Here is a 25,854-nt window from a genome sequence, read left to right as displayed (position 1 = left end):
GTAGCGGGTAGTTTGGCAGGGCGAGCCAGGGGATGAGTAAGCCATCGCCGCCAGGGCCTGACGCCACATTCAGCCGCCAGCCACCCACTTCTGCGTAATGAAAATAATCTGTCTGCCTTCAGGCTGGCAACGAGTCTGCTGCCTTTGGCGGTAAACGCACCGACTCATATGTCAGGGTATGTTCGGCGGTAACGTCGACGCAGCGGTAAACGCCATCTCGTGGGTTCCGGAAAACGTGCGATGCGCAGTGCGCATCGCACGTTTCATTGACGAGGTGCCGTCAGAGCGACGCTTCGATCTTTTCGGCGGCTTCCGGCGTGACCCAGGCTTTCCAGGTATCCTTGTTTTCGGAGAGGAAGTGCTTGGCGCCGTCCTCGCCGCTCGCCTGATTGTCGGTCATCCAGGCCATCAGCTTGTTGATGGTGTCGTTGCTCCAGGAGCGCTTGTTGAGATAGTCCATGACCTCAGGGCCGACACGCTCGGAGAACGGCTTGGCGACCAGCGTGACGATCGTGTCCACCGGCCAGCCATTCGGCTTCGGGTCCGGGCAGGCTTCGACGGTGTTACAGCGCTTCCACTCGGTCGCGTCGTTGTCGACGCCTTCCGCGAGGCGGACCATCTGGTATTTGCCGAGAAGCGCAGTCGGCGCCCAATAGTAGGCGACGAAATTCTCCTTGCGCTCGTAGGCCTTGGCCATCGAGCCGTCGAGACCGGCTGCCGAGCCCGTGTCGACAAGCTTCCAGCCGAGCTTTTCGCCGTCGAAAGCCTTGAAGAGCTGCGAAGTGACGACCGTGCCGCCCCAGCCCTGCGGACCGTTGAGGATGGCGCCCTTGCTCTTGTCTTCGTTGTCCGGGAACAGATCGGGATGCTTCAGGAGATCCGGGATCGTCTTGATGTCAGGGTGGGCTTCCGCGACATATTGCGGGATCCACCAGCCTTGTACGCCGCCATCCGGTAGCGGCGAGCCGACCTGCACGATGCGGCCCTCATCCGTGCCCTTCTTGACGACGTCGGGCAAAAGATCGATCCAGGCTTCGGGGGCGATGTCCGGCTGGCCCTTTTCGGCCATCGACGTGATCGTCGGTACGGTGTCGCCGATCGTGATATCGGCATTGCAGCCATAGCCGGCGTTCAAAATAATCTTGTCGAGGTTGGAAATCACCTCGGCACTTTGCCAGTTCATGCTGGCGATGGTGACATCGCCGCATTCCGCGGCACTGGCGCCGGAGGCCCCGGCGAAAACACCGAGTGTCAAACAAGTTGATGCGAGCAGTTTCTTCATTGTGGTTCCCTTTGTTTGCGGCATCTTCTATGCAGGCCGCCGCTTTGGCCCGTATCCTGCGTTGCTAGGAGGCATCTCCCAGATGCAGTGATTTCTCATAGGCCGCAGCCAGGCCCTGCGCGACGGCGGCTCGAAACCCCGCGCTTGTCATCGTCTCGATGGCGGCAGCGGTGGTGCCGCGATAACCGAGAAAGGTCTTTACTGTTTCGGTTGGACAGTCGTCGCGCTGCTCCAGCATCCGGCCGGCACCGACCAGAAGCATGTTGACCGCGCGGCGTGCGACGCGCGGGTCGAGACCCCTTGAAATGGCGTCGGCCATCATGGCGTCGGCGAGAAGCGCGGGAAACGCCGGGCCGGAGCCTGTGAGGCCTGTGAGATAGTCGATCTCCGCTTCGCTGCGCACCTCGTCCTGCACACCGCAGGCGTCGAAGATTGCTCTGACGATAGCGCGATCGGCATCATCAATCCCGTCGGCCGCGAGCCATGGCGTATAGGATTTGCGGGCTTCTGCGGCGGCATTCGGCAAGGCGCGGACGGCTCTGTGTGTGCGGTGGCGGTTGCCAAGTGCTGCGAGGCGGATGCCGGCCATCACGGAAATCACGAGTTTGCCCTCTGCCGTCATGGTCAGGTCCTGCCAGTCGGCCGGGCGGATGGAGAGGATGATGATGTCGGAGTGGTCGGCGAGGGCCTGGTTGTCTTTTGTCCAGAAGGCGCGGGAGAAACGGTCCGGCCGCATGGTGCGGTAGGAGAGGGTAAGGTTCTCCGGGGCGACGACACCCGCGTCCAGCATAGCGGCGGCCATAGCGCCGCCCAGCCAGCCGGCCCCGCCGATAATACCGATTCTCAGGTCCTTGCCCTGTTCCACCCTGCTTTCACTCCGGTTTGTATCCATGGCGCGCGAAGAAGCGGTCGAGTTCCCGCTGTTGCGGAACCTCGCCGGTATAGATCGCGATATATTCGGGGATGCGCTTCATGCGCAGCGCGATATCCTCACGTGATTGCATTGAGATGTAGCCGATCTGGACCAGATAGGTGGTGCGCGCGCGAACGTCGGCGGGGCCTTCCTCGTGGCCGAAGCGCACGAACATTCGGCGGAGCGCTTCCATTCGTGTCTGGTCGGCGGCGTGCACCTCCGCAAGGATATCGGGCGATTGCAAAGCCCAGCTGCGAACGGCGAATTCGAACTGGGAATCGAACAGATCCTTGCTCAGCCAGCAATCGAAGACATTGAGCATCGCTTCGGCGAGCGTCTCCGCATAAGCCTCGGACTGTTTTACAAGATTGCCGGTGTTCTTGTCCCTCCAGCGCGCGATCAGCGCGTCGAGCAATTCTTCCCGGTCCTTGAAGAACCAGTAGAAGCTGGTGCGGGAGAGGCTGAGTCGCTTGGCAAGTGGCAGGATCTTGACCGATTCAACGCCGGACTCGAGCAGCGCTTCATAGGCGGCCTCCAGCCATCCCTCCTGGGAGCCACGCCAGCCGCTGTCAGTGGTCGCCTGTTCCATGAAATTCCCCTAGCAAATTCGCGTCTTCGGAGCAAGAAAAATGTACATCTATGTCAATTACCCGAACCTGACTGTCTGATAATATTGACGCTTGTGTACATTTCTGTTTAGCTTCCAGCGTAATCCCCCACCAGACCGGAGCCCGGCGCATGTCGAACGATCCTCTGCTCCAGCCGTATCAGCTGAAGCATCTGACTCTCCGCAATCGCATAATCGTCACCTCGCACGAGCCAGCCTATCCCGAGGATGGCATGCCGAAGGGCCGCTACCGTGCCTATACGGTCGAACGCGCGAAGGGCGGCGTCGCGATGACGATGACGGCCGGTTCCGCCGCGGTGTCGAAGGATAGTCCGCCGGTCTTCAACAACCTGCTGGCGTACAAGGACGAGATCGTTCCGTGGATCCGCGAGATGACTGATGCCGTGCATGAAGAGGGTGCGGCGATCATGATCCAGCTTACCCATCTTGGCCGCCGCACGCGCTGGGACAAGGGCGACTGGCTGCCTGTCGTGGCGCCGTCGCATCATCGTGAAGCAGCGCACCGTGCGTTTCCGAAGAAGCTGGAAGACTGGGACATCGCCCGCATCATCAAAGACTTCGCCGATGCGGCCGAGCGCATGAAGGCCGGCGGCATGGACGGGGTGGAACTGGAGGCCTACGGCCACCTGATCGACCAGTTCAATTCGCCGCTGACCAATGAGCTGGACGGCCCCTATGGCGGGTCGCTCGACAACCGTCTGCGTTTCTGTCTCGACGTGTTCAAGGCGATGCGCGAGCGGGTCGGCGACGATTTCATTCTCGGCGTGCGCTACACCGCCGACGAATGTCTTCCCGGCGGGACCGGAAAGGCCGAGGGCCTCGAAATCTCCCGCCGCCTCAAGGAAAGCGGCCTGATCGACTACCTCAACGTCATCCGCGGTCATATCGATACCGATCCGGGCCTGACGGACGTTATCCCGATCCAGGGCATGGCAAGTGCGCCGCATCTGGATTTCGCCGGCGATGTGCGCGCCGCTACGAAGTTCCCGACCTTCCATGCGGCCAAGATCCAGGATGTGGCCACCGCACGCCATGCCATCGCGACAGGCAAGGTCGACATGATCGGCATGACGCGTGCGCACATGACCGACCCGCATATCCTGCGCAAGATCATCGAGAAGCGCGAGGACGACATCCGCCCCTGCGTCGGCGCAAACTACTGTCTCGACCGCATCTACCAGGGCGGCCTCGCCTTCTGCATCCACAATGCTGCGACCGGCCGCGAAGAGACGATGCCGCATGTCATTCCGAAGGCGGAGGTGCGCAGGAAGGTCGTCATCGTCGGCGCCGGCCCGGCCGGGCTGGAGGCGGCGCGTGTCTCGGCCGAACGCGGCCATGACGTCGTTATCTTCGAAGCTGCGAACAATGCCGGCGGCCAGATCCGGCTGACGGCGCAGAGCGAGCGTCGCCGCGAGATGATCGGCATCATCGACTGGCGCATGAGCCAGTGCGAGAAGCTGGGTGTCACCTTCCACTTCAACACCTGGGCGGATGCCGAGACCATCACGGCGGAGAAGCCGGATGTCGTGATCATCGCTACGGGTGGCCTGCCGCATACGGATGTGCTGTCGAAAGGCAACGAACTGGTCGTTTCCTCCTGGGATATCATTTCCGGCGATGTTAAGCCGGGCACCAATGTGCTCGTCTATGACGATGCCGGCGACCATGCGGGTTTGCAGGCCGCCGAGTTCATCGCCAAGGCCGGTGGCAAGGTCGAGATCATGACGCCCGACCGCTCCTTCGCGCCCGAAGTGATGGCCATGAACCTCGTGCCCTATATGCGCTCGTTGCAGACGCTCGATACGACCTTCACCGTCACGTATAGGCTCGAGGCGGCCGAAAAGAGCGGCAACCAGATCATCGCCCATGTCGGCAGCGATTACGGCGGCGTCTCGCGGCAGCGCACGGTGGACCAGATCGTCGTCAACCACGGCACCATTCCGCTTGATGACCTCTATTTCGAGCTGAAGCCCGGTTCGAGCAATCTCGGCGAAGTTTCCTATAACGACCTCGTCGCAGGAGCGCCTCAGACCGTACAGCGCAACCCTGACGGCACCTACCAGCTCTTCCGGATCGGCGATGCGGTTGCTGCACGCAACACCCATGCCGCGATCTACGACGCCCTGCGTCTGGCAAAGGATCTCTGATCATGGCGCGCAGCGATGTCCTGCAAGGCTTCCTCGATGCCATCTTCGAAGCCTTCGATGACCGGGTGACGGACGCGCTGGGGCGCGCGTCGATCAAGCGGATCGTCGCGGCATCGAAGGTGCCTCATCCAGAGCGGCAGGACATCGGCCGGCGGCTGCCGGTCTGCGAGCCTTATCTGGAGGATGCCCTTTCGGCAGGATGCGATCGACCGCCGTTTGCTCGTTTGCTGGAACGGTTCAGAGCGCTGGAGCCGTTGCTGGAATGGAAGAGCCGCCCGCAATTTGATGAAACTGCGAGCGATAATTTCCCATCGGGGCATGCCAATACGATGATAGTCGGCCCCGGTGGGCTTGAGGACCGGGCGGATATCTGGCTGGGCGTAAGCCTGCTGGCGCCGCATGTGCGCTATCCCGATCACGATCACGCGCCGGAAGAAACCTATCTCGTCATGTCGGACGGTGAATTCCGGCATGGCGATTCCGGCTGGTTTTCGCCGGGTGTGGGCGGGACCTTCTACAATCCGCCCGGCATTCGCCACGCCATGCGCTCGGGCGAAAAGCCACTCTTCGCCTTCTGGGCATTGTTGCCCTAACCGTCCGACCGCTGTCCCTATCTGTCGATGACGAGATCGCTGAGGGGTTTCGAGCAGCAGGGCAGGAAGAGGCCGGCATCGATCTCTCGCTGTCGGATGCCGCCATTGTGGTTCATGTCCACGCTACCGGAGATCAGCTTGGACTTGCAGGTTCCGCACACGCCGTTGGAGCAGGACGACGGCAGTTTCACGCCCGCCTTCTTGGCGCAGGAGAGTATTGTCTGGTCGCCTGATACCGCAATCTCCCGCGACTGCTTGGCGAAGGAGACCTGAAAGCTGCGCGTCGCCGCTTCGGTCACGACCGGAAGGTCGATGTCATCGATGACCGCAGCGTCGAAACTCTCCTCGAGATAGTTGGCCGAGGGAACTCCAAGCTCCGCTGCGATCGCGCGCGCAGCCGCCATGAACGGTGCAGGGCCACAGCACAGCACGATGCGTTCGGCAAGGTCGGGAACGGCAAGCTTCATGTAGTCCGGGGAGATGCGCCCTGTCAGGCCGGGCCAATGTGCCTCGCCCATCAACGTTTCCGGCAGGAAGTGGAGGCGCAAACCCTTCACGCGTTCCGCCAGCCATGTCAGCTCTTCGCGGAAGATCAGATCCTTCGGGCTGCGCGAGGCATGCAGGAAGACAATATCGGCGGGCTCGCAAGTATCGGCGATGTCGCGCAGCATCGACATGACGGGAGTGATGCCCGAACCGCCGGAGAGGAAGAGATATTTGCGCGCATTGGGCCGGATGAAATGACCGAGCGGCCCATTCGCCTTCACCTTCGAGTGGACCATGAGGTTGTCGTGCAGCCAATTGGATATCCTCCCGCCGGCAACGCGTTTCACCGTAATCGAGAACGCATGGCTCCGCGCTGGGGAGGAGGAAATGCTGTAGCATCGGCTTTCCATTTCGCCCGCCACGTCAAGGTCGAACAGGAAATACTGTCCGGCCTCGAAGGCGAAGCGTTTTCCCTCTGGCGACGCAAAGGTGAAGGTCTTCACGTCGTGCGTTTCCTGATGGATGTCGATGCAGACGAGTTCCTCGTCCGTTTCCCGCCTCCAGAGGGGGGCGTGGTGCGCGCGCTCGGCCGGCAGAATATCGCTCCTAGTATCCATGGGCACGCATCCGTTCGATGTACCAAGTTGCGAACTTGTCGAGGTTCGTCTCGGAGAAGGGCGAGTAGGGCCCCGGGATGTAGGCGGGATCTTCGACGCCGGCCTGCGAGCGGGCGACGAGCTCGGCATCCTGGTCCGTCGTGGCGATCCAGACGTTGGTCAGCTTGTCGAGATCGTAATCGACGCCTTCGGTTGCATCCTTGTGGACGAGCCACTTGGTGCGCACCAATGTCGTGTCCGGTGAAAGCGGAATGACGATAGAAACCACGGCGTGATCGCCCATGAAATGGTTCCAGCTGTTGTGGCCCCACAGATGGACATCGCCGAGGTCTTTACGGGTCATCGTGCCGAGCAGCTTGGCGGATGCAGCGGTCGCATCCGGCGTCTGGGATTCACCCGCGCCGGAGATGATCAAGCGCTGCGTGCGGAAATTCGTGGCGCAATCGACCAGTTGCTCCACGGCGGCGGAGGGAAAGCCGTCCGCCTCCCACTGGCTGGTTCGTGCCTCATACAAGGCAAAATGCTCTTCCGCCTGCGCCTTGTCCTCGGGGCTGAGCGCGTCCGGATCGAAGCCGAAATCGAGATCGACGAAGGAAACGCACAGTTCCGGATGGTTGGCGGAACAGTGGTAGCATTCCCGGTTGTTTTCGATCGTCAGCTTCCAGTTGCCTTTTTCGATCACATCGGTCTCATGGGCGACCTTGGCATTGCGGATATCGTAGGGTGCAAGACGCGTCGTCATCACCTCTTCGAGACGGTCGATGTCCTCGGGCGGATTGTCTGAAAGACAGGCATAGACAAGACCGCCGATCGACTTGAAGGCGACTTGCTTGAGGCTGCGGCATTCCTTGTCGAAACCCTTGCCCATATGCGGGGCGTAGCTGAGTTCGCCCGTCAGTTCGTAGGTCCATGTGTGATAGGGACAGACGAGCTTGGAAACGATGGATTTGCCGGTATCCAGCAGGCGGGACCCGCGATGACGACAGACATTGTGCAGTACCCGGATCTGGTTGTCGTCGTCACGCAGCAGGATGAGGCTGGTCTTGCCGATGTCGACCACCGTCGCGTCGCCGGCTTCCGGCACGTCGCAATCGAGACCGATGCAGACCCAGTGGTTGCGGAAGAAGACCTCCAGATCGGCCTCGAAGACATCCTGTCGGGTATAAAGGCCAGCCGGCAAGGAGTGCCCTTCGGCTCTCTCATCAAGCAGGGAAGAGATCGGTGTCGCGAACGTCTGAAGCATAATGCCACCTTATGTCGAGGCTGGAGTTCCCGTGACAGGATCGCCCAAGTTTATCGGTTGCTCAACGGCAAAAATGTGCGACAGTGGCATTACTGGATGTAATGCGTAATGCGTTGTTTTGGGAAGGCGGGCCGCTTTGGCAAATCTGCGGAAGAAACTCCCGCCGCTGACCGCGCTCACGGCGTTTGAAGCGGCCGCGCGGCATGCGAGCTTCACGCGTGCTGCCACAGAATTGGGGGTGACGCAGGCCGCTGTCAGTCGCCAGATCCATCTTCTCGAGGAGGATTTCGGGTTTCCGCTGTTTCACCGGCTTCATCGCAGGATCGAGCTGACGGAGAAGGGGCGGCTGCTTTTCTCCGCGGCAGGAGATGCTTTCAGCCTGATCGCCGATGCGGTGGCGGACCTGCGCGCAGATGGGCCGGATGACGAGCTGGCGATATCCGCAACCATATCCTTCGCTCATTTCTGGCTGATGCCGCGCATCGCCGCTTTCTCGCGCGCGCATCCCGAAATCAAATTGCGCATCATAACCCAGGATGCACGCATCGGAACGGAAGGCGGCGATATAGACCTCTCGCTGCGCTATGGCATGGGAACATGGCCGGATGGACAGGCAGTGTTCCTGTTCGAAGACGAGGTGTTTCCTATCTGCAGTCCCGACTACATGCAGACGAGAGGCCCAATCCTTTCGCCGGCGGATCTCGTTGACCAACCGCTGATATCCAGCGACGCCGACGATCCGACCTGGACCGGATGGGAGGAATGGCTGGCGGCATTTTCCGTGAAGGCACCGAAGAAAAGCCGAGGGCTGCGATGCAGCTTTTATACAGAGGTTATCTACGCTGCGATGAATGGCCAAGGCATCGCGCTTGGCTGGAGCCGTCTCGTATCCGATCTCATCCAGCAGGGCCGTCTGGTGCGCCTGACCGATGCGTCGATCCGCACCCGCGCCGCTTACTTTGTCGTCATACCGGCGCGAAGGCCTGTCAAGGAAAGCGCGCGGCTGTTCATCGAGTGGCTGGGCTCGGAGCACGCCTCCGGTGAGCCGTTTGTGCGCAATGCGTGAAGGGCAGTTGCTCAGCTTTCAGCCGAGAATCCGGCGCCCGCCATATCCGAAAGCGTCCTCGTCGCATCCATCAGGAGCTGGATCGTGGTGGAGATGTCGGGTGCGGCCGGCGCATTGATGAGTGTAATGTAAGGCACGGTCAGCGCGGCGATCGCCGTGCCGTCGGCACCAAGCACAGGAGCCGACAGGTTGATGACCCCGGCCGTCTGGGCGCTCGGCATCATCTCGTGTCCACGGGCGCGGATGAGATCGAGGCGCGCCAGGAATTCGGGCGTCACGCGCGCATCGCCTCCGCCACCGCCGACATGCTCGGCGATCATGCGCGCGCGCTCTTCCGGTGAGCGGAAGGCGAGCAGAGCATGACCCGAACCCGTATCGAACAAGCTGATGCGCGAGCCGACGCGGATGGAGATGCCCCAATATCCCGGCGCCTCCTGTTGCGCTATGACGATAGGATTGCCCCGATCGAAAACGACGAGCTGGTTGGCCTGCCGCGATGTCTCCGCAAGCTCGCGCATCAGCGGAACCGCAAAGGAGACCAGCCGTCTGACGGGAGCGTGGAGCTGGGCGAGGCCGAAGAGCTTGAGGGTCAGGGAAAAGCGGTCGCCGTCGATGCGCGTGACATAGCCTCGCTTCACGAGTCGGTCGAGCATGCGGTAGAACTCGTTGGGGCTGCGATCGAGCCGCTTGGCGATCTCTGCTTGCGTCAATCCTCCATCTACCGCGGCGAGCAGTTCAAGGATGTCGAGGCCCTTGTCCAGGGCCGGCGCCCGGTAACGGTCGTTTTCGTCGTCAGTCACCGGTCATCTCCTGTAAATGCAAAAATTTATATACGCATGAAGCAAGGCAGGCAATGATTGCACGCCACATATTGCTTGACTGTAAATGAATAAATGATTTGTATTTGAATTATTGCGAGCCGATGGAGACTGGTAAGCCGCGAGGGAGGAGCTTATGTCAAGATTTTTCGCCCTGGATCGAGGGCTGCTTGCCACGATACCATAATCGCGAGCGGGCCAGATCTTGCCGGGAAGTCGGGCGTGTCCGAATGCAGCTAAAGCCTCCGTTCAGGCGAAACCGTTCTCGTCGCACATCATATCTATATCGTCGAGCGCAGTCCGGCGCCTGATGCAGTCAAGGAGCAGCCATGAGCCTTTCACTCCAAAACAAGCGTGTCCTCCTGACCGCCGCCGGCCAGGGTATCGGCCGGGCGAGCGCGCTCGCGTTTGCGCGTGCCGGTGCGACGGTCGTCGCGACCGATATCAACGCCGAGGCGCTGAAGAGCCTTGCCGGCGAAGCCCAAATCGAAACGTGTCTTCTCGACGTGTTGAGCGAGGAGGCGGTCAACCGCGTCGTTTCGACCAATGGTCCGTTCGATGTTCTCTTCAACTGCGCCGGCTTCGTGCATGCCGGCACGATCCTGGAAATGCCCGATAAAGACCTGGACTTCGCCTTCGACCTGAATGTTCGCGCCATGGTGCGAACCATCCGTGCGGTGCTGCCGGCGATGCTGGAAAGGAAGGACGGGGCAATAATCAACATGGCGTCGGTTGCCTCCAGCGTGAAGGGCGTGCCGAACCGGGCCGCCTACACCATCACCAAGGCGGCCGTCGTCGGTCTCACCAAATCGGTCGCGGCCGACTACGTCGGCCAGGGTATTCGCTGCAACTGCATCTGCCCCGGCACGGTGGAGAGCCCCTCTCTGCAGGATCGCCTGCGCGCACAGGGCGATTTCGAAGCCGCACGCGCTGCCTTCATCGCGCGCCAGCCGATCGGGCGCATCGGCACGCCTGAAGAAATCGCCGATCTCGCCGTCTATCTTGCCGGCGCGACCTATACGACGGGCCAGGCCTACGCCATCGACGGCGGCTGGACCATCTGATGCATTGACGGCCATCGGGGTTGCTCCGATAGCCACCCGACCATTTCCAAGGGCCGCTTCCAATGACAAAGATCACCAGCCTGCAATCGATCGACCTTCGCTTCCCCACCTCGTTGAGCCTTGACGGCTCGGATGCGATGAACCCCGATCCGGATTATTCCGCCGCCTATGTCGTTCTCGGCACGGATGCGGCGGGGCTGGAAGGCCACGGCCTGACCTTTACCATCGGCCGGGGCAACGAGATTTGCTGCGCGGCAATCGATGCAATGAAGCATCTTGTCGTGGGCCTCGATCTCGACTGGGTGCGGGAAAATCCCGGCCGCTTCTGGCGGCATGTCACTGGTGACAGCCAGTTGCGCTGGATCGGCCCGGACAAGGGCGCGATGCATCTGGCGACGGGTGCTGTGGTCAATGCCGTCTGGGACCTGCTTGCCAAACGGGCCGGCAAGCCTGTCTGGCGCCTGATCGCCGAGATGAGCGCGGAGGAAATTCTCGATATCATCGACTTTCGCTACCTGACGGACGCGCTGACGCCGCAGGAGGCACTGGCCATTCTGAAGAAGGCGGAAGCCGGCAGGGCGGAGCGTGTCGCAACGCTCGAGGACGAAGGCTACGCCTGCTACACGACCTCTGCCGGCTGGCTTGGTTATGACGACGAAAAACTGCGACGCCTCTGCCAGGAGGCTGTCGATCACGGGTTCACCCATATCAAGATGAAGGTCGGTCGCGACCTCGAAGATGACAAGCGGCGTCTGCGCATCGCCCGCGACGTGATCGGCGAAGAGCGTACCATGATGATCGACGCCAACCAGATCTGGGAGGTGGGGCAGGCGATCGACTGGGTGAAGGAATTGCAGCCCTATAAGCCGTTCTTCATCGAGGAGCCGACGAGCCCCGACGACGTGGCCGGTCACAAGGCGATCCGCAATGCGGTTCACCCGGTAAAGGTGGCGACCGGAGAAATGTGCCAGAACCGCATCATCTTCAAGCAGATGATCGCCGGCGGCGCGATCGACATCGTGCAGATCGACGCGTGCCGTATGGGCGGGCTGAACGAGGTGCTCGCCGTTCTCCTGATGGCTGCCAAGTATGACCTGCCGGTGTGGCCGCATGCCGGCGGCGTCGGCCTCTGCGAATATGTGCAGCATCTCTCGATGATCGACTATATCGCCATATCCGGCACCAAGCAGGGCCGGGTGATCGAATATGTCGACCACCTGCACGAGCACTTCCTCGATCCCTGCCGCATCGAAAACGCCGCCTATATGCCCCCGTCGCTGCCGGGCTTTTCCATCCAGATGAAACCGGAATCGATTGCGACCTACACATTCAGGCCGTGAATTCGTTCGAGGTCAACAAATTCAAGCCTTTGCGCCCAGGCGGAATTCGGCGAAGGTCGTGCTGGCATGAGAATACAGGGAGTATCGACCACCGTGACCCATATCCCGTCGACCTTCGCCACCGGATGCTTCGTCGGCCGGGCCTGGCTCCCCGAAGTTGCAGGGCCATCCCTTGTGACGGTCCGTGACGGCCGCGTCTTCGACATCACGGCGAGGGATTGCGCCACGATGCGCGACCTGCTGGAGCACGAGACGCCCGCAGATGTCGTGCGCAATGCGCCGGGCCGGGACATCGCGCCGCTGGAAAACCTGCTTTCCCTCGGTGAGCCCGATCCATCGCGGCTCCACCTGCTCGCCCCCGTGGATTTTCAGGCGGTGAAGGCTTGCGGCGTCACCTTTGCCCGCTCGATGATCGAACGCGTCATCGAGGAACGTGCGGCCGGCAATCCCGCACGGGCGGCGAGCATTCGCGAGAAGGTGTCGCAGATCATCGGCGCCAGCCTGCGCGACCTGAAGGCCGGATCGGACGATGCTCAGAGGGTCAAGGCGGCCCTGATCGAGGAAGGCCTGTGGTCGCAGTATCTGGAGGTCGGCATCGGGCCCGATGCGGAAGTCTTCACGAAGGCGCAGGCCATGTCCTCCGTCGGCACCGGATCGGCCGTCGGCCTGCATCCCATTTCGAAGTGGAACAACCCCGAACCGGAAATCGTGCTTGCCGTTGATAGCCGGGGCCGTGTGAAGGGCGCCACGCTCGGCAACGACGTCAACCTGCGCGACGTCGAGGGGCGCTCGGCATTGCTGCTGGGCAAGGCCAAGGACAACAACGCATCCTGCGCCATAGGACCGTTCATCCGCCTGTTCGATGACACCTACACTATCGACGACGTGCGCAATGCCGAGCTGGACCTGCGCGTCGAAGGCAAGGATGGTTTCGTGCTGCGCGGCAAAAGCTCCATGCGGGAGATCAGCCGGGATCCGCTGGATCTCGTCGCCCAGACCTGTGGGGCGCATCATCAATATCCCGACGGCTTCGTGCTGTTCCTCGGCACGCTTTTCGCACCCGTCGAGGACCGCGATGCACCGGGCGAGGGGTTCACGCACAAGATCGGCGATGTCGTGACGATCTCCAACGACCGGCTCGGTGCGCTTGTCAATACGGTGAGGTTGTCGACGGACTGCCCGCCCTGGACCTTCGGCGCGTCCCATCTCATGCGCAATCTTGCGGCGCGCGGGCTGCTGTAGGGCGGGCCGGTTGTCCGACGGCCGACATTCAAATTGAAATCGGCATTCATCCCTTATACCCCTGGGCGTACTACATTACGGGTGAATGATGTCCTCTGCTCCTCCCCATGCCGGACGCTGGCTGGTCCTTGTCGCCGTCATGCTCGCCTTCCTGCCCGTCGTGCTCGACATGACCATCCTGCACGTCGCCGTTCCGACATTGACGCAGGCGCTCGGTGCCTCCAGCACGCAGGTTCTCTGGATCATCGACATCTATCCTCTGCTGATGGCCGGCCTGCTGGTGCCGATGGGCACGCTGGCCGACCGCGTCGGCAACCGGCGTATCCTTCTTGTCGGCCTCACCCTGTTCGGCATCGCCTCGGCGCTCGCGGCATTCGCGCCGAACGCGCCCCTGCTGATCGGTGCCCGCATGCTGCTCGCGCTCGGCGGATCGATGATCATGCCCTGCGTGCTCGGCATCATCCGCCGCACCTTCGAGGATGACGCCGAACGCGCGATGGCGCTTGGCCTCTGGGGCACGGTCGGGGCGGCTGGCGCCGCCATTGGCCCCTTGATCGGCGGCGCGCTGCTGGAGCATTTCTGGTGGGGCTCGGTCTTCCTCATCAATGTGCCGGTGATGCTGATCGTCGCACCGGCCTGCTATCTGCTCCTGCCGCGCGCCGAAGTGACCAGCCCCGGAAAGTGGGCGATCGGGCAGGCGCTCCTGCTCATCGCCGGCATGATTTCGCTCGTCTATGCCATCAAGGCCGGCTTCGGCGGCAAGCACACGCTGCCGGTCGTCCTCGTGGTGCTGCTGTTCGGCATGGCGATGCTCGGCCTGTTTGCCCGTAAGCAGCTGAATTCCAGCGAACCGATGCTGGATCTCTCCCTTTTCTCCCGTCCGGCGATCGTGGCCGGCATGATCATGGCGGTCGTCGCGACGGGCGCGCTGGCCGGTGTCGAACTGACGCTTGCGCAGGAACTGCAATACGTTCTGGGCAAGTCGCCGCTGCAAGCCGGCATCTTCATGATACCCATCATGGCGGCGGCCGCTGTCGGCGGCCCGGTCGCGGGCTATCTCTCCAATCTTCTCGGCCTTCGCATCGTGGCAAGCGCGTCCATGTTCGCCTCCTCGCTTGCGCTCGCCTATCTCGCCCTGAGCGACTTTCACCATCCAGGCATCATGGTGCCTTTGATGCTCGCCGTACTGGGCCTGATGCTGAGCATCGGACTGACCGCGTCATCCATTGCGATCATGGGGGCGGTCGAGGCCGAAAGGGGCGGGGCCGCGGGCTCGCTCGAAGCGACCGGCTATGAACTCGGCACGGGAATCGGCATCACGGTGTTCGGCGTCTTCATGTCCGCCGTCTTCGGCCGCACGGTCGTGGTTCCCGCCGGATTGTCACCCGAACAGGCTGCGCAGGCGGCCGAATCGATCGGCGATACCTATCTCGTTGCCCAGCAGCTTTCCCCCGAACAGGCGGAGGCTTTGATTTCGGCCGGAAAGGCGGCGTTCACGGCAACGCATTCCGTGCTTCTATCGACCTCCGCCGGCCTGATCGGTGCGCTTGCGTTTCTAGTCCTGATCATGCTCGCGGGTTACCGCGAAAAGGACGGTGCGCATCATTAGGCGCCGGGCGTCGTTTTGGAATGGGCTAAATTGCTTCGATGCGAGAGCGGCAATTTAGAAGAAATTAACGATATAATGCTCTGATTAATTTGGATTTTTCTTATCATTTTTGATTCTCTTTCTTAGAGAGGGCGATGCCCGTGGGCCGATTTTGCGTGAAGAAGCCAGATGGAATTTCCTCCGCATCGCTCTCTGAGGATGTCTGTCCTTCCCTACCGGTCCTGACGCTTTGGGGACGTCGTGCTGCGGCGGGGCGTAGAGGTCTTGGGCGGGGATTGGAATTGGCGGAGCCGCGCCTGTCGCGCGCCACCGTGCTAGGCATCCTGATCGCCGGAGTTGCCTTTCCGGCATTCGCGCAGAACTGGACCGGTGGCTCAGGAAACTGGTCAGTAGACGGCAACTGGGACAGCAACACGCAGCCGAATTCTGCCAGCAATGTCGTGGTCGGCACAGGTAACGCCACCATTTCGGGTGCCGCCGCGGCAGACAACGTCGAAATACAGTCCGGCGGCGTGGTTACAGTCGATGGATCCGGGGCGTCGTTGACCGCAACGGAAACGCGCATATCCGGCGGCGCAATCACCATCCGCGACGGCGGTTCGGTTACCAACGACAGCGGGATCGTTGCCGGCATGACCACTGTTTCCGGCACTGACGGGAGCGGCAACGCGTCAACGTGGACCAACAACAATTATTTCACGGTCGGCGAAGGTGGAGCAGGCACACTCAATATCCTCAATGGTGGCAAGCTTATCGTCGGTAGTGATACCTCGCTCGGTTATGATTATTTTGGCGAGGCACGTGTTTCCGGAACGGGGTCATCGTGGGAAAACACGGGGCGCGTGACAATCGACAATGGGATTCTGCGCGTTGACGATGGCGGTCATGTCTCCAACGGCCTCGGTACAGTTGGAGCGAGCGGACATGGCGATGTTGAGGTGAGCGGCGCGGGTTCGACATGGGTCAACTCGGACCAGCTTACAGTGGGCAGCTACGGCAGCGGCACCATGCTAATCGAGGCCGCCGCCGCCGTCACCAGCAAACAGGGTTACGTGGGCGCCGGCCCCGGCGTGGTAGGCGAAGTCACCGTTACGGGGCCCGGCTCGCGCTGGGATATTACGGACTCAAGCCTCACCCTTGGGAACTACGGATCCGGTTCGATCATAATCAAAGACGGAGCGCTGGTTTCTGTAAAAGACGGTGTATGGCTCGGCAGTTGGGCGTCGTCGAGCGGTACATTGACCGTGAACGGTTTGCCGGGTGCGCGCGGCATTCTGGAGACCAATTTCCTGCGAGGCGGTGTTGGAACGGCTGATGTCACCCTCGATGGCGGTATCCTCCGCGCCACGGAGAATAGAACGTCTTACTTCGTTAATTTCGGCAACCGGACGGTTACGCTCGACGCCGGGGGCGGTATCGTCGATACGAACGGGTACAATATCGGTATCTCGCCGGAGTTGACGGGCATTGGCGCTCTGACCAAGGATGGCCTGGGCACGCTGACATTGACGGGTGCAAACACTTATCTGGGCGATACGACCATCAGCCTGGGCACACTGCAACTGGGTGACGGCGGTACGACCGGTTCCATTCTGGGAGACGTGAGCAATAACGGTATCCTGGCCTTCAACCGCTCCGACGACGTGATCTTCGGTGGAACGATTGCGGGAACCGGCGGCGTTCACCAGATCGGCTCCGGAATGACGCGGCTGACCGCCGACAGTTCGGCTCTCACGGGCGTTTCGCAGGTCCAAAATGGCATCCTCTCGGTCAACGGATCGCTGGGCGGCACGATGGAAGTCATAGGCGGGCGCCTTCAGGGCATCGGTCAGGTGGGCGGCACGACCAACTTCGCCGGCGGTACGATCGCGCCCGGCAATTCCATCGGCACGCTGACCATTGCGGGGGACTATACCGGCAGCGGCGGCACCCTGGAGATCGAGAGCGTGCTGGGTGACGACGCTTCGGCAACGGACAAGCTGGTTGTTACCGGAAACACATCGGGCAGCACCAATGTCCGGGTGATCAACCTCGGCGGCGCCGGTGCGCAGACCACCGAAGGTATCAGAATCATCGAGGTCGGAGGCGTTTCCGCCGGCAGTTTCACGCTTCTCGGCAGCTATACGTTCGAAGGTGCGCCGGCGATCGTCGCAGGCGCTTACGCTTATCGTCTCTATCAGGGTGGTGTCAGCACACCGGCCGATGGCGACTGGTATCTGCGCTCGGCTCTGCTGAATCCCAGCGGCCCGACCACGCCGCTCTATCAGGCTGGCGCGCCGCTCTACGAGGCTTATGCCGGCGTCCTGCAGAATTTCAATGCGCTCGACACGCTGCAACAGCGGCTTGGCAACCGATCGTGGTCGGACACCGCAGCCGACGCCGATATATCCCGTCGTTCCGTCGGCGCCGAAAGCGGCACGTGGGGGCGGATCATGGCGCGTCGCAGCGGAACCGATCCGAAATACTCGACGACGGGCGCCGACACTGATTCTGGCATCTGGCAGTTGCAGGCCGGGGCCGACGGCACGCTCTATTCCGGCGACGCCGGCAGCCTCATCGGCGGCATCTCGATGCGCTATGGCACGATTTCCGCCGATGTCTCTTCGGTTTACGGTTCCGGCTCGATCGACAGCACGGGCTATGGGCTGGGCGGCTCGCTGACGTGGTATGGCGATACCGGGTTCTACGTCGATGCCCAGGCGAATGCGACATGGTATGACAGCGATCTGTTTTCCTCTACCTCCGGCCGCAATCTGGTCACAGGCAATGATGGTATTGGCTATGCGTTCGGCCTGGAAGCCGGGCAACAGATAGCGCTCGGCGGAAACTGGTCGCTTACCCCGCAGGCGCAACTCGCCTACTCGTCGGTGGACTACGACGACTTCAAGGATGTCTTCGGCAGCGACGTCGCGCTCAGGGGATCGCGTGACGTCAAGGGACGGCTGGGCATTTCCGCCGATTATGAGGACAGCTGGAAGGATGCCGCGAACCAGACGAGCCGCCTCCATGCCTACGGTATCGCCAACCTATATTACAATTTTCAGGCCGAAGCGCACACGAGGCTCTCGGGCGTCAGCCTATCGAGCGAACCGGAAGCCCTGTGGGGCGGCGTTGGTCTCGGCGGCACCTATAGCTGGGGCAGTGACCGATACGCGGTTTACGGCGAAGCCATCATCGATACGAGTCTCAGAAGCCTCGGTGACAGCTACGCCCTGACGGGAAGAGCAGGCTTTAATATGCGGTTCTAGCACCTGGACCTGCGGCAATCTTGATGTTGCGACGGGGCCATGTTGCTGCTATCGGCTGTCTCGCTATGCCGAGGGGATGATATGGCGCGGCGGGATTTGAGCAGGAGCCTTCAATGGGCGGTGTGCACTCTCTGCACCATCGCTCTGATGGCGATTGGCTTTGGCCACCGCACGCCGGCGCTGGCCGTCCCAGTCTACACCCCCGCTGAAATCGCGCTCTACACGCTTCCTGACGGAACACTACCCGACCTATGCCTCACGGGCCATGACGACGGTGGCAAGGACCATAGCCAGCCACCGACCTGCGAAGCGTGCCGTATTGCCGGCAATACCGTTGTGCCGGAACCGGCCGATATCACCGGCGCCCGTATCGCGTTCACGACCGTCTTCTATCTGCCCGTTTCGGTCGAAGGCACCTATCGCAAGCTCTTTCCGCCGAACGCGACCCCGCGCGGACCACCTGCCGTCGCCTGATCGCTGGACCGAAAGCCACCCTATGGGGCGGCTGACCTGTGCAGCCTCGCTGCTTCTTCCACCAGAAGCGGCTTACCGGGCTGTTCGTTGGTATCGACTGCATGCGTGAATTAGGGGCAAGACCCCTTATACCTCAGAGCGCTTCCGCAGCATCGTTCCCGAACGGCCTCTCATGACGATTTTTCTTGTCGATACAAGATTTTCGAGAGGTTCTCTCCATGTCTACCGTAACGGGGCTGTCAAAGCCCTCAAATGAAACGTCCGGCCTTACGCGCCGTTTCTATCTGACCGCCTGGCGCTGGCATTTTTATGCCGGACTCTATGTCGCGCCCTTCCTCATCATGCTTGCGATCACCGGGCTCATCATGCTGTGGGCTGGCGCCCTCGTCGGCCGCGACGGCGAGAATGCACTCAAGGTCGCGCCCGGCCAGTCGGTGGCCGCTGTGTCGAAGCAGGCGAGCGCCGCCTTCATCGCCGTACCCGGGCAGGTAATCCAGTATATCGCGCCGCGCACCGCAGACGGGGTCTCGGTCTTCCGTATCGATCACGACGGCGCTGCCTCGATGGTCGCGGTCAATCCTTACACCGCTGATGTTGTCGCCCAGTGGAGCCGGCGGGATGCGCTCTACGATCTCGCCAACGTCATCCATGGCAGCTTGCTCATCGGCACACTTGGCGACAGGCTGATCGAGATCGCCGCAGGCTTCGGTATCGTGCTGGTCATCACGGGGCTCTATCTCTGGTGGCCGCGTGACGGAAAGCGATTGGGCGCAGTGCTTGTGCCTGACCTGTCGGCTAGGGGCCGACAATTGTGGAAGTCGTTGCACCTCAGCATCGGCTTCTATGTATCTTTCATTCTTGTGCTTTTCCTGCTTTCGGGTCTCACCTGGGCGGGCGTGTGGGGTGAACGCATGACGCAGGCCTGGAGCACCTTTCCAGCCGAGAAATGGGACAATGTGCCGCTTTCCGATTTCACGCATGCCAGCATGAACCATGGCGGCATCAAGCAGGTGCCATGGACGCTGGAGCAGACGCCGATGCCCGCCTCGGGCTCGGATGCGGGCATTGCGGGAACGCCCGAAGGCGAGCCGGTGACGATCGATGCCGTTGTGGCGCTGGCTCGCAAGGTCGGCTTCGATCAGCGCTTCCAGCTCACTTTCCCGAATGGCGAAACCGGTGTGTGGACGATTGCCCGGGACACGATGAGCAATGACAGCTCCGACCCGTTGTCCGACCGCACGGTTCATGTCGATCAATACACCGGCAAGGTTCTCGCCGATGTCGGCTTTGCGGATTATGGCCTTCCCGGCAAGGCCATGGCCGTCGGCATCGCGTTTCACGAGGGCGATATGGGCCTCTGGAACCTCGCGCTCAACACGCTCTTCTGCCTGTCGATCGTTTTCCTGTCGGTGAGCGGTTTCGTCATGTGGTGGAAGCGCCGTCCCAAGGGGGCGGTCCGCCTTTTCGCGCCGAACATCAGTGAGCCGGGCCCGCTGTGGAAAACCGGTGCCTTTGTCATGCTGGCGGTGTCGCTGCTGTTTCCGCTGACTGGGGCTGTGCTTGTCAGCGTGCTCGTGCTGGATCTTCTGGTCATCCGCAACATACGGCCGCTGAAGAGGGCGTTAAGCTGAGGGTTGCGAGAAAAAGGACAACCGCCGCCCGGCTTGTGCCGGGCGGCGGTTCAGGCCGTCAACCTGCGGCGAAGGGTACGGTTACGAAGGTCTGTTCGTCTTGTCGCTGCACGAGGAGCAGAACGGCTTTGCGGCCCGCCTTGCCGGCATCGGCAACGGCGGTCTTGGCCTCGCTGGCCGAACCGACCGGCTTCTGGTTCACCGATAGAATGATGTCGCCGGGCTGGAGGCCCGCATCGGCTGCCGGCTTATCGGGGTTGACGCCCTCCACGACGGCACCCTTTTCCTCCTTCGGCAGGCCGAGGGATTGGCGCATGTCCGCCGTGAGGTCACCGAGCTGAACGCCGATGGTGGGCACTCGCTGTTCCGCCTTGCCTGATTTGCCGCCGGCGTTAGCCACGACCTGCCCCCCATCGTCATTGTTGCCGATGACCACGGCGAGGTCCTTTGCCGCACCGTCGCGCCAGACCGTCATGGTCTCCTTTTCGCCAGGGGTCAGGTCGGCCACCATGCGGGAGAGCTCGCGCGGGGAGCCCACAGGCTTGCCGCCAAGCGCGGTGATGACATCGCCGGAGTGGATGTCGCCCGCAGCAGCAGGCGTGCCGTCATCGACGCGTGCCACCAGTGCACCGGCCGGCTTGGCCAGGCCGATGGCATCGGCGATGTCAGAGGTCACCGGCTGGATTTGCACGCCGATGAAGCCGTGCTCGATGGATCCGTTCTTCATAAGCTTGTCGACGACGGTTTGCGCCTGGTCGGACGGGATGGCGAAGCCGACGCCGACGCTGCCGCCGTTCGGCGAATAGATCGCCGTGTTTATGCCGACCACCTTGCCGTCGAGCCCGACCAGCGGGCCGCCCGAATTGCCGTGGTTGATCGGCGCATCGATCTGGATGAAGTCGTCATACGGCCCGCTGTGAAGGTCGCGGCCACGTGCCGACACGATGCCCGCCGTGACAGTCGTGCCGATGCCGAACGGATTGCCGATGGCAAGGATCGGATCGCCCGCCCGCAACTTGTCGGACTGGCCCCAGCCGATCGTCGCCAGCGGCTTGTCGCTTTCGATTTTCACCACGGCGAGGTCCGATTTCGGATCGGCGCCGATCAGCTTTGCGGGAAGTTCGCTGCCGTCGTCCAGCGTCACCTTTATCGTGCTCGCCTTGTCGATGACGTGGTTGTTGGTGACGATATAGCCGTCGCTGGTCAGCACGAAGCCGGAGCCGAGGGCCTGCGCCTTCTCGCTGCGCTGCTGTGGCATCTGGCGTTCACCGAAGAAGTCGCGGAACTGCTGGTCGAACGGGGAGTCTCCGCTAAACGGCATGGCGCCGTCGGCCGAGGCGTTCTCGGCCTTCAAAACCGTCGTGATGGTGACGACGGCCGGTTTATCATTCGAAACGATGGAGGCGAAGGAGCCGTCCGCAAGGGGAGAATTGACGCTCGCAGGTGCTGCTGCCTGCGCGTTTCGTGCGCCGACGAGGCTGGACGTTGCGATCGGCACCGCAAGCAATGCGACACCGAGAAGCGCTGCGGCGCGATGTCTTTGAAGAATCTTGATCATGGTCGTTTCCTTTGTTCTGCTCGGTGTTGCGCTGCCTGCCCTTCGGGCGAGAGCGAGCGCTCCGGCCACGCGATTTGCTGGCCGGTCCTGTTGTTTCTTTGAGGTGGAAGGGGTGGCGCGTAAGGCATCAGGGTGAAGCCTGAATGCGACACCGGCCGCCGCCAAGCGCGGCGGCGGCTTGATTTCAGCGGATCAAGGATGATCCACCTGCGGCATGTTTCAGCTCAAACGGACGATATCCCGGTCGAGCTTGCGGACGGAGGCTTCCAGACGCTGGAAGTTCGCCTTCGGAAGCGTGCCGTGATTGGCGTCGGCAACCGCCATCGCGCGCTGCCGGATGCCTTGGGCCTCGGCTTCGAGACGGCCTGCGGCGCCGGCCGAAAGCTTGTGCATGGCTTCTTCCCTGCGGATGCTCTTCTCCGCCGAGCGGACACCGGCAAGAACCTGGTGCAGGCGCGGCTTATAGGTCATGGCAGGCGTCATGCGTACGGGGGTGGGCTGTGCCGGCATCATGAAATCGTCAGCGGAGTCGTGATCCCCTGAGGAGCGGTCATAGCGGTGGTGCTCTTGCAACGCCGGATTTGGATTTGCTGGCCGGCTGGCAGCAAAGGTGCCGCCGGCGGCGAGCGAAACAGCAGTAGCGGCAAGAGCGATGGTTTTGAGTGTCGAGCGCATGGTGCGTGTCCTCGAAAAGGGGAGACCTCTCCCCGGCAGGCTGTCCGGTGCCGTCGCGTCACGGTTTCCAACCGCCGGCGGCATCCAGCCTGACATCATTTATAGGTCCGCCCGGCTCGCGGGGTCATGTTACAATTAAATAAAGTTCCGAAGGGGGGATTTGCCAAAATATTGCCGATTTCGCGGAGCGCTGCATCGGTTTTGGCGAAAAATGTCGTTTGGATTCAACGGACTGGTCCGGCAGCCGTATTTCAGATTCGACCGCCGGCACATGACATGCCTGTAATGTTTCCCGCGCGCTGAGTGCGCGCGGACGTATCATGACATGAGCCGCTTCTTCGCGATCAGGTCGCTGCGCCGTTCCCAATAGACCAGCACCAGGCTGGCGGTCACGATGAAGATGGCGCCGATGAAGACGTTCAGGGCAGGAATCTCCGCCCAGATCGCATAGCCGTAGATGAAAGCCCAGATCAGCCCGGTATATTCGACCGGTGCAAGTGCCGAGGCCGGGGCATAGCGGAAACCCTCGTAAAGCAGGTATTGCCCAATCGTCGCTATAAGACCGAGCGCCAGCATCAGCGCCCAGCCTTCCATGTCTGGTGTTCGCCAGATCCAGGGAAACGACACCGCGCAGGCCAGCCCGAACAGCAGGCTCGTCGCAAACATCTGCGTCAGCGTACTTTCGCTACGGCTGACCAGCCGGATGAGAATCGTGCTCCAGGCCCAGCAGAAGCCGGCGACTAGGCACATGACCGCAGGGATGAGATTGGGGGAGTGCGATGGGTTTGCCGCAATCACCACGCCGGCGAAACCCACCACGCAAGCAATCCACCGACCAGCCCCAACTGCCTCCTTGAGGACGAGGATGGACAGGAACACGGTGATAATCGGCGCGGAGAAATAAAGCGTCGTCAGTTCCGCAAGCCCGAGATAACGCGCGGCATTATAATAGAGGAGCCATGCGATCAGCATCAGGGCTGCACGCAGGACGACGGTTCCTCGATAGGGGCTCTTCAGAATCGACGGATGACGGTAGAAGCGTACCAACACCCCGGAGATGAGCACAATCACCAGACTGCGCATGAAGAGGATTTGCGGCACCTCATACATTGCCACGAGCCACTTCACGAGGGCGTCCTGCAAGGCGAAGCAGGCGTAGCCGCCTGAGGCAAGCGCTATCCCGGCCAGCGGCCGCGAGTCGATCAGGCCCACGCTCATGGAGATTTCCTGCCCGAAGTGGCGGAAAACGGCGCCAGGTCGGCGAAATAGTGGGGCGTGCGCATTCGGAAAGATCCAGTAAGGCCTCTGCGATACATGGCTGTGAATGCCGTATCCAGACGAGGAAGACGTGCTTGTTTGCCCATATTCGAGGGTTTTGCCAAGGGGGAGGCCGTTTTCACCTCCGCCGATCCTCCGAATTTGCCCCGAATCCGGCAGGTTGCGGCCGCGCGCGTCATGATAATGCGAGGTACTCACCAGCAAAACGAGAGAAAATGACGGTTTGCTTGCTTCAAAGCAAATGAGGGTATTGCGGCTGCCGCCGTGCACCTGTAGGTTTGCGCCCCATCGTCCATCGCTGAATTCTGGAGATAAATCATGGCGAACGGCACAGTCAAATTCTTTAACACCGACAAAGGGTTTGGCTTCATCACACCCGAAAACGGCGGAACCGACGTTTTCGTCCATATCTCCGCAGTTCAGGGCGGCGCATTGAGCGACGGACAGCGCGTGAGCTACGACATGGGACAGGACCGCAAGACCGGTAAGTCCAAGGCTGAGAACGTCCGCGTTATCTAATTGATATTACGGGCGCCGGATCAAGTCCGGCGCCCGTATCCCGACCTCGGTTGAGGCCGAGTGCGTACTGCTGCCGCTTGCCTTTTGGCGCCAGAGAGCAGTTTCGTTTTCCCTGAATGAACTTCTAGACGCAGCTTCAGCGCATCCGTTCGAAACGACGGCTGTATGTGTTTGCGCGCGCCATGTGGTCGGCACGAGAAAGGCGCCGCCATATTCAGCTGCGCCCTGCTTCTGCGACTTGGCAATGTACCGCGCTTGAATGGTCACCGCGCCGGTAGGGAGCTTACTTCCAGCTGATATGATCTGCGGCTGTGCAGCCAAATGGGGCGTTGCCGTTGCCAAAGCGGCTTTTCAGCTGGTCACAGCCCCACCGGTTGAGGGCCTCCGGCATCATGTTGTTGATGTCCATTCCCGGTGAATTGTACTGCGAAGGCGCGCTCGTCACGTACCAGAGCCAATAGCCGAAAATACCGCCAACGAGCAGCAGGAGGACGAGCACGAAAACGCCCGCCCTGCGTGCCAGGGACATGCCTTTCTTCGACGGCTCGGCGTGGCTGGCGGCGGACGCATGGTCAGTCGATTGCGCCAGTTCTTGAAGCGGAGCGAGCGCTGCGGCGCGTTCCTGCTCCGTCATCTCGATCCGCTCCAAGCGGTCATCCAGCAAGACGGGAAGCGATGTGTCGCCGTGCCAGACGGCAAGCGCAACGACGTTGCTGCCGGCATCGCCGACGATGATCGGCTCCTGTCCGCGCTCGAAGCGGGTGAAGGCGACGCGCTTGGTCTTCCGTTCGCTGACCCGGTCGGCATAGGTGACGTTCAGACGATTGCGTTTCGTGTCCATGGCCGTGATCTCGACAGGGACCACGGTGAGCGGGGCCGGATTGCGCAGTTGGCCGCTGACCCGCCAGAATCGCAGCAGGAGGAAGATCATGGCAAGACCGCCGCCGCCGAGCAGCAGGGTGAAGATCGACAACGTGATGACCCGGTTCCAGAGCATGTCCAGACCGAGCGTAATGGTCGCGAGTTCGGGGTGATCACCCGAGACGACAAGGCCGGCCTCGTAATCGCCGCTGTGGATGTCGACGAACATGATCTCGACATCCTTCTCGTAGCGTTGGCCGCCCTGCTCGTAGGAAAGATCGACCTCGCAGGTGGTGAAGATGGCCTTCCGCGTCTTGCAGCTGCCGTCGATCCTGCCGTCGACGAAAACCGGATTCTGGCTGATCGTGTAATCGCGCAGAATGCCCGGCGCCTCCGACACCATCATGAAGACGGCGATCGCCAGCAGGACGGGGATGGAGAAGTAGTAGACGAACGGGGTGGAGATCGTCCCGCGCTTGATGGCAAGGGGACGGGCGGGAAGCTTGATTGTCGGAAAAGTCATAATCTGCCTGAAGTGATGCTGTTATTGTGCTGCCAGAGA

Annotated in this window: 21 protein-coding genes; 11 read left to right on the top strand and 10 right to left on the bottom strand. The window is 61.6% G+C overall.

The window, feature by feature from the left end; translation table 11 throughout:
* Positions 1-280: 280 nt before the first annotated feature.
* The 3 genes from MKI86_RS12600 to MKI86_RS12590 all read right to left on the bottom strand — a co-directional run bounded on the left by MKI86_RS12600 (position 281) and on the right by MKI86_RS12590 (position 2,784).
* Positions 281-1,282 carry an ABC transporter substrate-binding protein gene (locus MKI86_RS12600; protein ID WP_241601258.1) on the bottom strand — a complete coding sequence of 334 codons (1,002 nt, stop codon included), beginning with the start codon at positions 1,280-1,282 and terminating at the stop codon, positions 281-283.
* A 64-nt stretch (positions 1,283-1,346) separates the two neighbouring features.
* Positions 1,347-2,174, bottom strand: a complete 828-nt coding sequence (locus MKI86_RS12595; RefSeq protein ID WP_241601257.1) for a pyrroline-5-carboxylate reductase family protein — start codon at positions 2,172-2,174, stop codon at positions 1,347-1,349.
* Positions 2,155-2,784, bottom strand: a complete 630-nt coding sequence (locus MKI86_RS12590) for a TetR/AcrR family transcriptional regulator (protein ID WP_241601256.1) — start codon at positions 2,782-2,784, stop codon at positions 2,155-2,157. The genes MKI86_RS12595 and MKI86_RS12590 overlap by 20 nt, the downstream gene beginning before the upstream one ends.
* Before the next feature lie 149 nt (positions 2,785-2,933).
* On the opposite strand from MKI86_RS12590, the gene MKI86_RS12585 reads away from it, so the two are divergent.
* Together MKI86_RS12585 and MKI86_RS12580 are read left to right on the top strand one after the other, a co-directional pair.
* Positions 2,934-4,970, top strand: a complete 2,037-nt coding sequence (locus MKI86_RS12585; RefSeq protein ID WP_241601255.1) for an NADH:flavin oxidoreductase — start codon at positions 2,934-2,936, stop codon at positions 4,968-4,970.
* Positions 4,970-5,563 (top strand): dimethylsulfonioproprionate lyase family protein, encoded by a 594-nt coding sequence (locus MKI86_RS12580; protein ID WP_241601574.1) that lies wholly within the window; start codon positions 4,970-4,972, stop codon positions 5,561-5,563. Before MKI86_RS12585 ends, MKI86_RS12580 begins: the two co-directional genes overlap by 1 nt.
* A gap of 17 nt (positions 5,564-5,580) precedes the next feature.
* Here the strand turns inward: MKI86_RS12580 and MKI86_RS12575 are convergent, their stop codons facing one another.
* Positions 5,581-6,666, bottom strand: coding sequence for an FAD-binding oxidoreductase (locus MKI86_RS12575; protein WP_241601254.1), 1,086 nt, complete (start codon positions 6,664-6,666; stop codon positions 5,581-5,583).
* Positions 6,656-7,909, bottom strand: coding sequence for an aromatic ring-hydroxylating oxygenase subunit alpha (locus tag MKI86_RS12570; protein WP_241601253.1), 1,254 nt, complete (start codon positions 7,907-7,909; stop codon positions 6,656-6,658). Before MKI86_RS12570 ends, MKI86_RS12575 begins: the two co-directional genes overlap by 11 nt.
* Before the next feature lie 136 nt (positions 7,910-8,045).
* Between MKI86_RS12570 and gcvA the strand changes: the two genes are divergently transcribed.
* A complete protein-coding gene (gene gcvA / locus MKI86_RS12565) occupies positions 8,046-8,975 on the top strand; it encodes a transcriptional regulator GcvA (RefSeq protein WP_241601252.1) in 930 nt (309 codons plus the stop codon).
* 11 nt (positions 8,976-8,986) lie between these two features.
* On the opposite strand, the gene MKI86_RS12560 is transcribed toward gcvA, so the two are convergent.
* Complete coding sequence (locus tag MKI86_RS12560; RefSeq protein ID WP_241601251.1) at positions 8,987-9,775, bottom strand: IclR family transcriptional regulator; 789 nt, start codon at positions 9,773-9,775, stop codon at positions 8,987-8,989.
* Positions 9,776-10,122: 347 nt separating this feature from the next.
* On the opposite strand from MKI86_RS12560, the gene MKI86_RS12555 reads away from it, so the two are divergent.
* The 7 genes from MKI86_RS12555 (at position 10,123) to MKI86_RS12525 (ending at position 20,401) form a co-directional block, all read left to right on the top strand.
* Entirely contained in the window at positions 10,123-10,857 is a 735-nt protein-coding gene (locus tag MKI86_RS12555; protein ID WP_241601250.1) for an SDR family oxidoreductase, read from the top strand.
* A 62-nt stretch (positions 10,858-10,919) separates the two neighbouring features.
* Positions 10,920-12,197, top strand: a complete 1,278-nt coding sequence (locus MKI86_RS12550; RefSeq protein WP_241601249.1) for an L-fuconate dehydratase — start codon at positions 10,920-10,922, stop codon at positions 12,195-12,197.
* A gap of 66 nt (positions 12,198-12,263) precedes the next feature.
* Positions 12,264-13,439 (top strand): fumarylacetoacetate hydrolase family protein, encoded by a 1,176-nt coding sequence (locus MKI86_RS12545; RefSeq protein WP_241601248.1) that lies wholly within the window; start codon positions 12,264-12,266, stop codon positions 13,437-13,439.
* An 88-nt stretch (positions 13,440-13,527) separates the two neighbouring features.
* Positions 13,528-15,048, top strand: coding sequence for an MFS transporter (locus MKI86_RS12540; RefSeq protein ID WP_241601247.1), 1,521 nt, complete (start codon positions 13,528-13,530; stop codon positions 15,046-15,048).
* A gap of 281 nt (positions 15,049-15,329) precedes the next feature.
* Positions 15,330-18,296 (top strand): autotransporter family protein, encoded by a 2,967-nt coding sequence (locus MKI86_RS12535; RefSeq protein WP_241601246.1) that lies wholly within the window; start codon positions 15,330-15,332, stop codon positions 18,294-18,296.
* Between the two features lie 120 nt (positions 18,297-18,416).
* A complete protein-coding gene (locus MKI86_RS12530) occupies positions 18,417-18,770 on the top strand; it encodes a hypothetical protein (RefSeq protein ID WP_241601245.1) in 354 nt (117 codons plus the stop codon).
* A gap of 218 nt (positions 18,771-18,988) precedes the next feature.
* Positions 18,989-20,401 carry a PepSY-associated TM helix domain-containing protein gene (locus MKI86_RS12525; protein ID WP_241601244.1) on the top strand — a complete coding sequence of 471 codons (1,413 nt, stop codon included), beginning with the start codon at positions 18,989-18,991 and terminating at the stop codon, positions 20,399-20,401.
* Between the two features lie 58 nt (positions 20,402-20,459).
* Here the strand turns inward: MKI86_RS12525 and MKI86_RS12520 are convergent, their stop codons facing one another.
* The 3 genes from MKI86_RS12520 to MKI86_RS12510 all read right to left on the bottom strand — a co-directional run bounded on the left by MKI86_RS12520 (position 20,460) and on the right by MKI86_RS12510 (position 23,852).
* Entirely contained in the window at positions 20,460-21,959 is a 1,500-nt protein-coding gene (locus MKI86_RS12520; RefSeq protein WP_241601243.1) for a DegQ family serine endoprotease, read from the bottom strand.
* A gap of 219 nt (positions 21,960-22,178) precedes the next feature.
* Positions 22,179-22,634: a hypothetical protein gene (locus MKI86_RS12515; protein WP_241601242.1), complete on the bottom strand. Its 456-nt coding sequence runs from the start codon at positions 22,632-22,634 to the stop codon at positions 22,179-22,181.
* A 318-nt stretch (positions 22,635-22,952) separates the two neighbouring features.
* Entirely contained in the window at positions 22,953-23,852 is a 900-nt protein-coding gene (locus MKI86_RS12510) for a DMT family transporter (RefSeq protein ID WP_241601241.1), read from the bottom strand.
* 378 nt (positions 23,853-24,230) lie between these two features.
* Between MKI86_RS12510 and MKI86_RS12505 the strand changes: the two genes are divergently transcribed.
* Positions 24,231-24,431, top strand: coding sequence for a cold-shock protein (locus tag MKI86_RS12505; RefSeq protein WP_241601240.1), 201 nt, complete (start codon positions 24,231-24,233; stop codon positions 24,429-24,431).
* Between the two features lie 283 nt (positions 24,432-24,714).
* Here the strand turns inward: MKI86_RS12505 and MKI86_RS12500 are convergent, their stop codons facing one another.
* Positions 24,715-25,815 (bottom strand): hypothetical protein, encoded by a 1,101-nt coding sequence (locus MKI86_RS12500; RefSeq protein ID WP_241601239.1) that lies wholly within the window; start codon positions 25,813-25,815, stop codon positions 24,715-24,717.
* Positions 25,816-25,854 lie beyond the last annotated feature (39 nt).

The sequence above is a fragment of the Shinella sedimenti genome, from assembly GCF_022601905.1.
GTDB classification, from domain to species: domain Bacteria; phylum Pseudomonadota; class Alphaproteobacteria; order Rhizobiales; family Rhizobiaceae; genus Shinella; species Shinella sedimenti.
The sequence above is the reverse complement of the archived record's forward strand: the minus strand, read 5'-3'. Positions and strand labels throughout refer to the sequence as shown.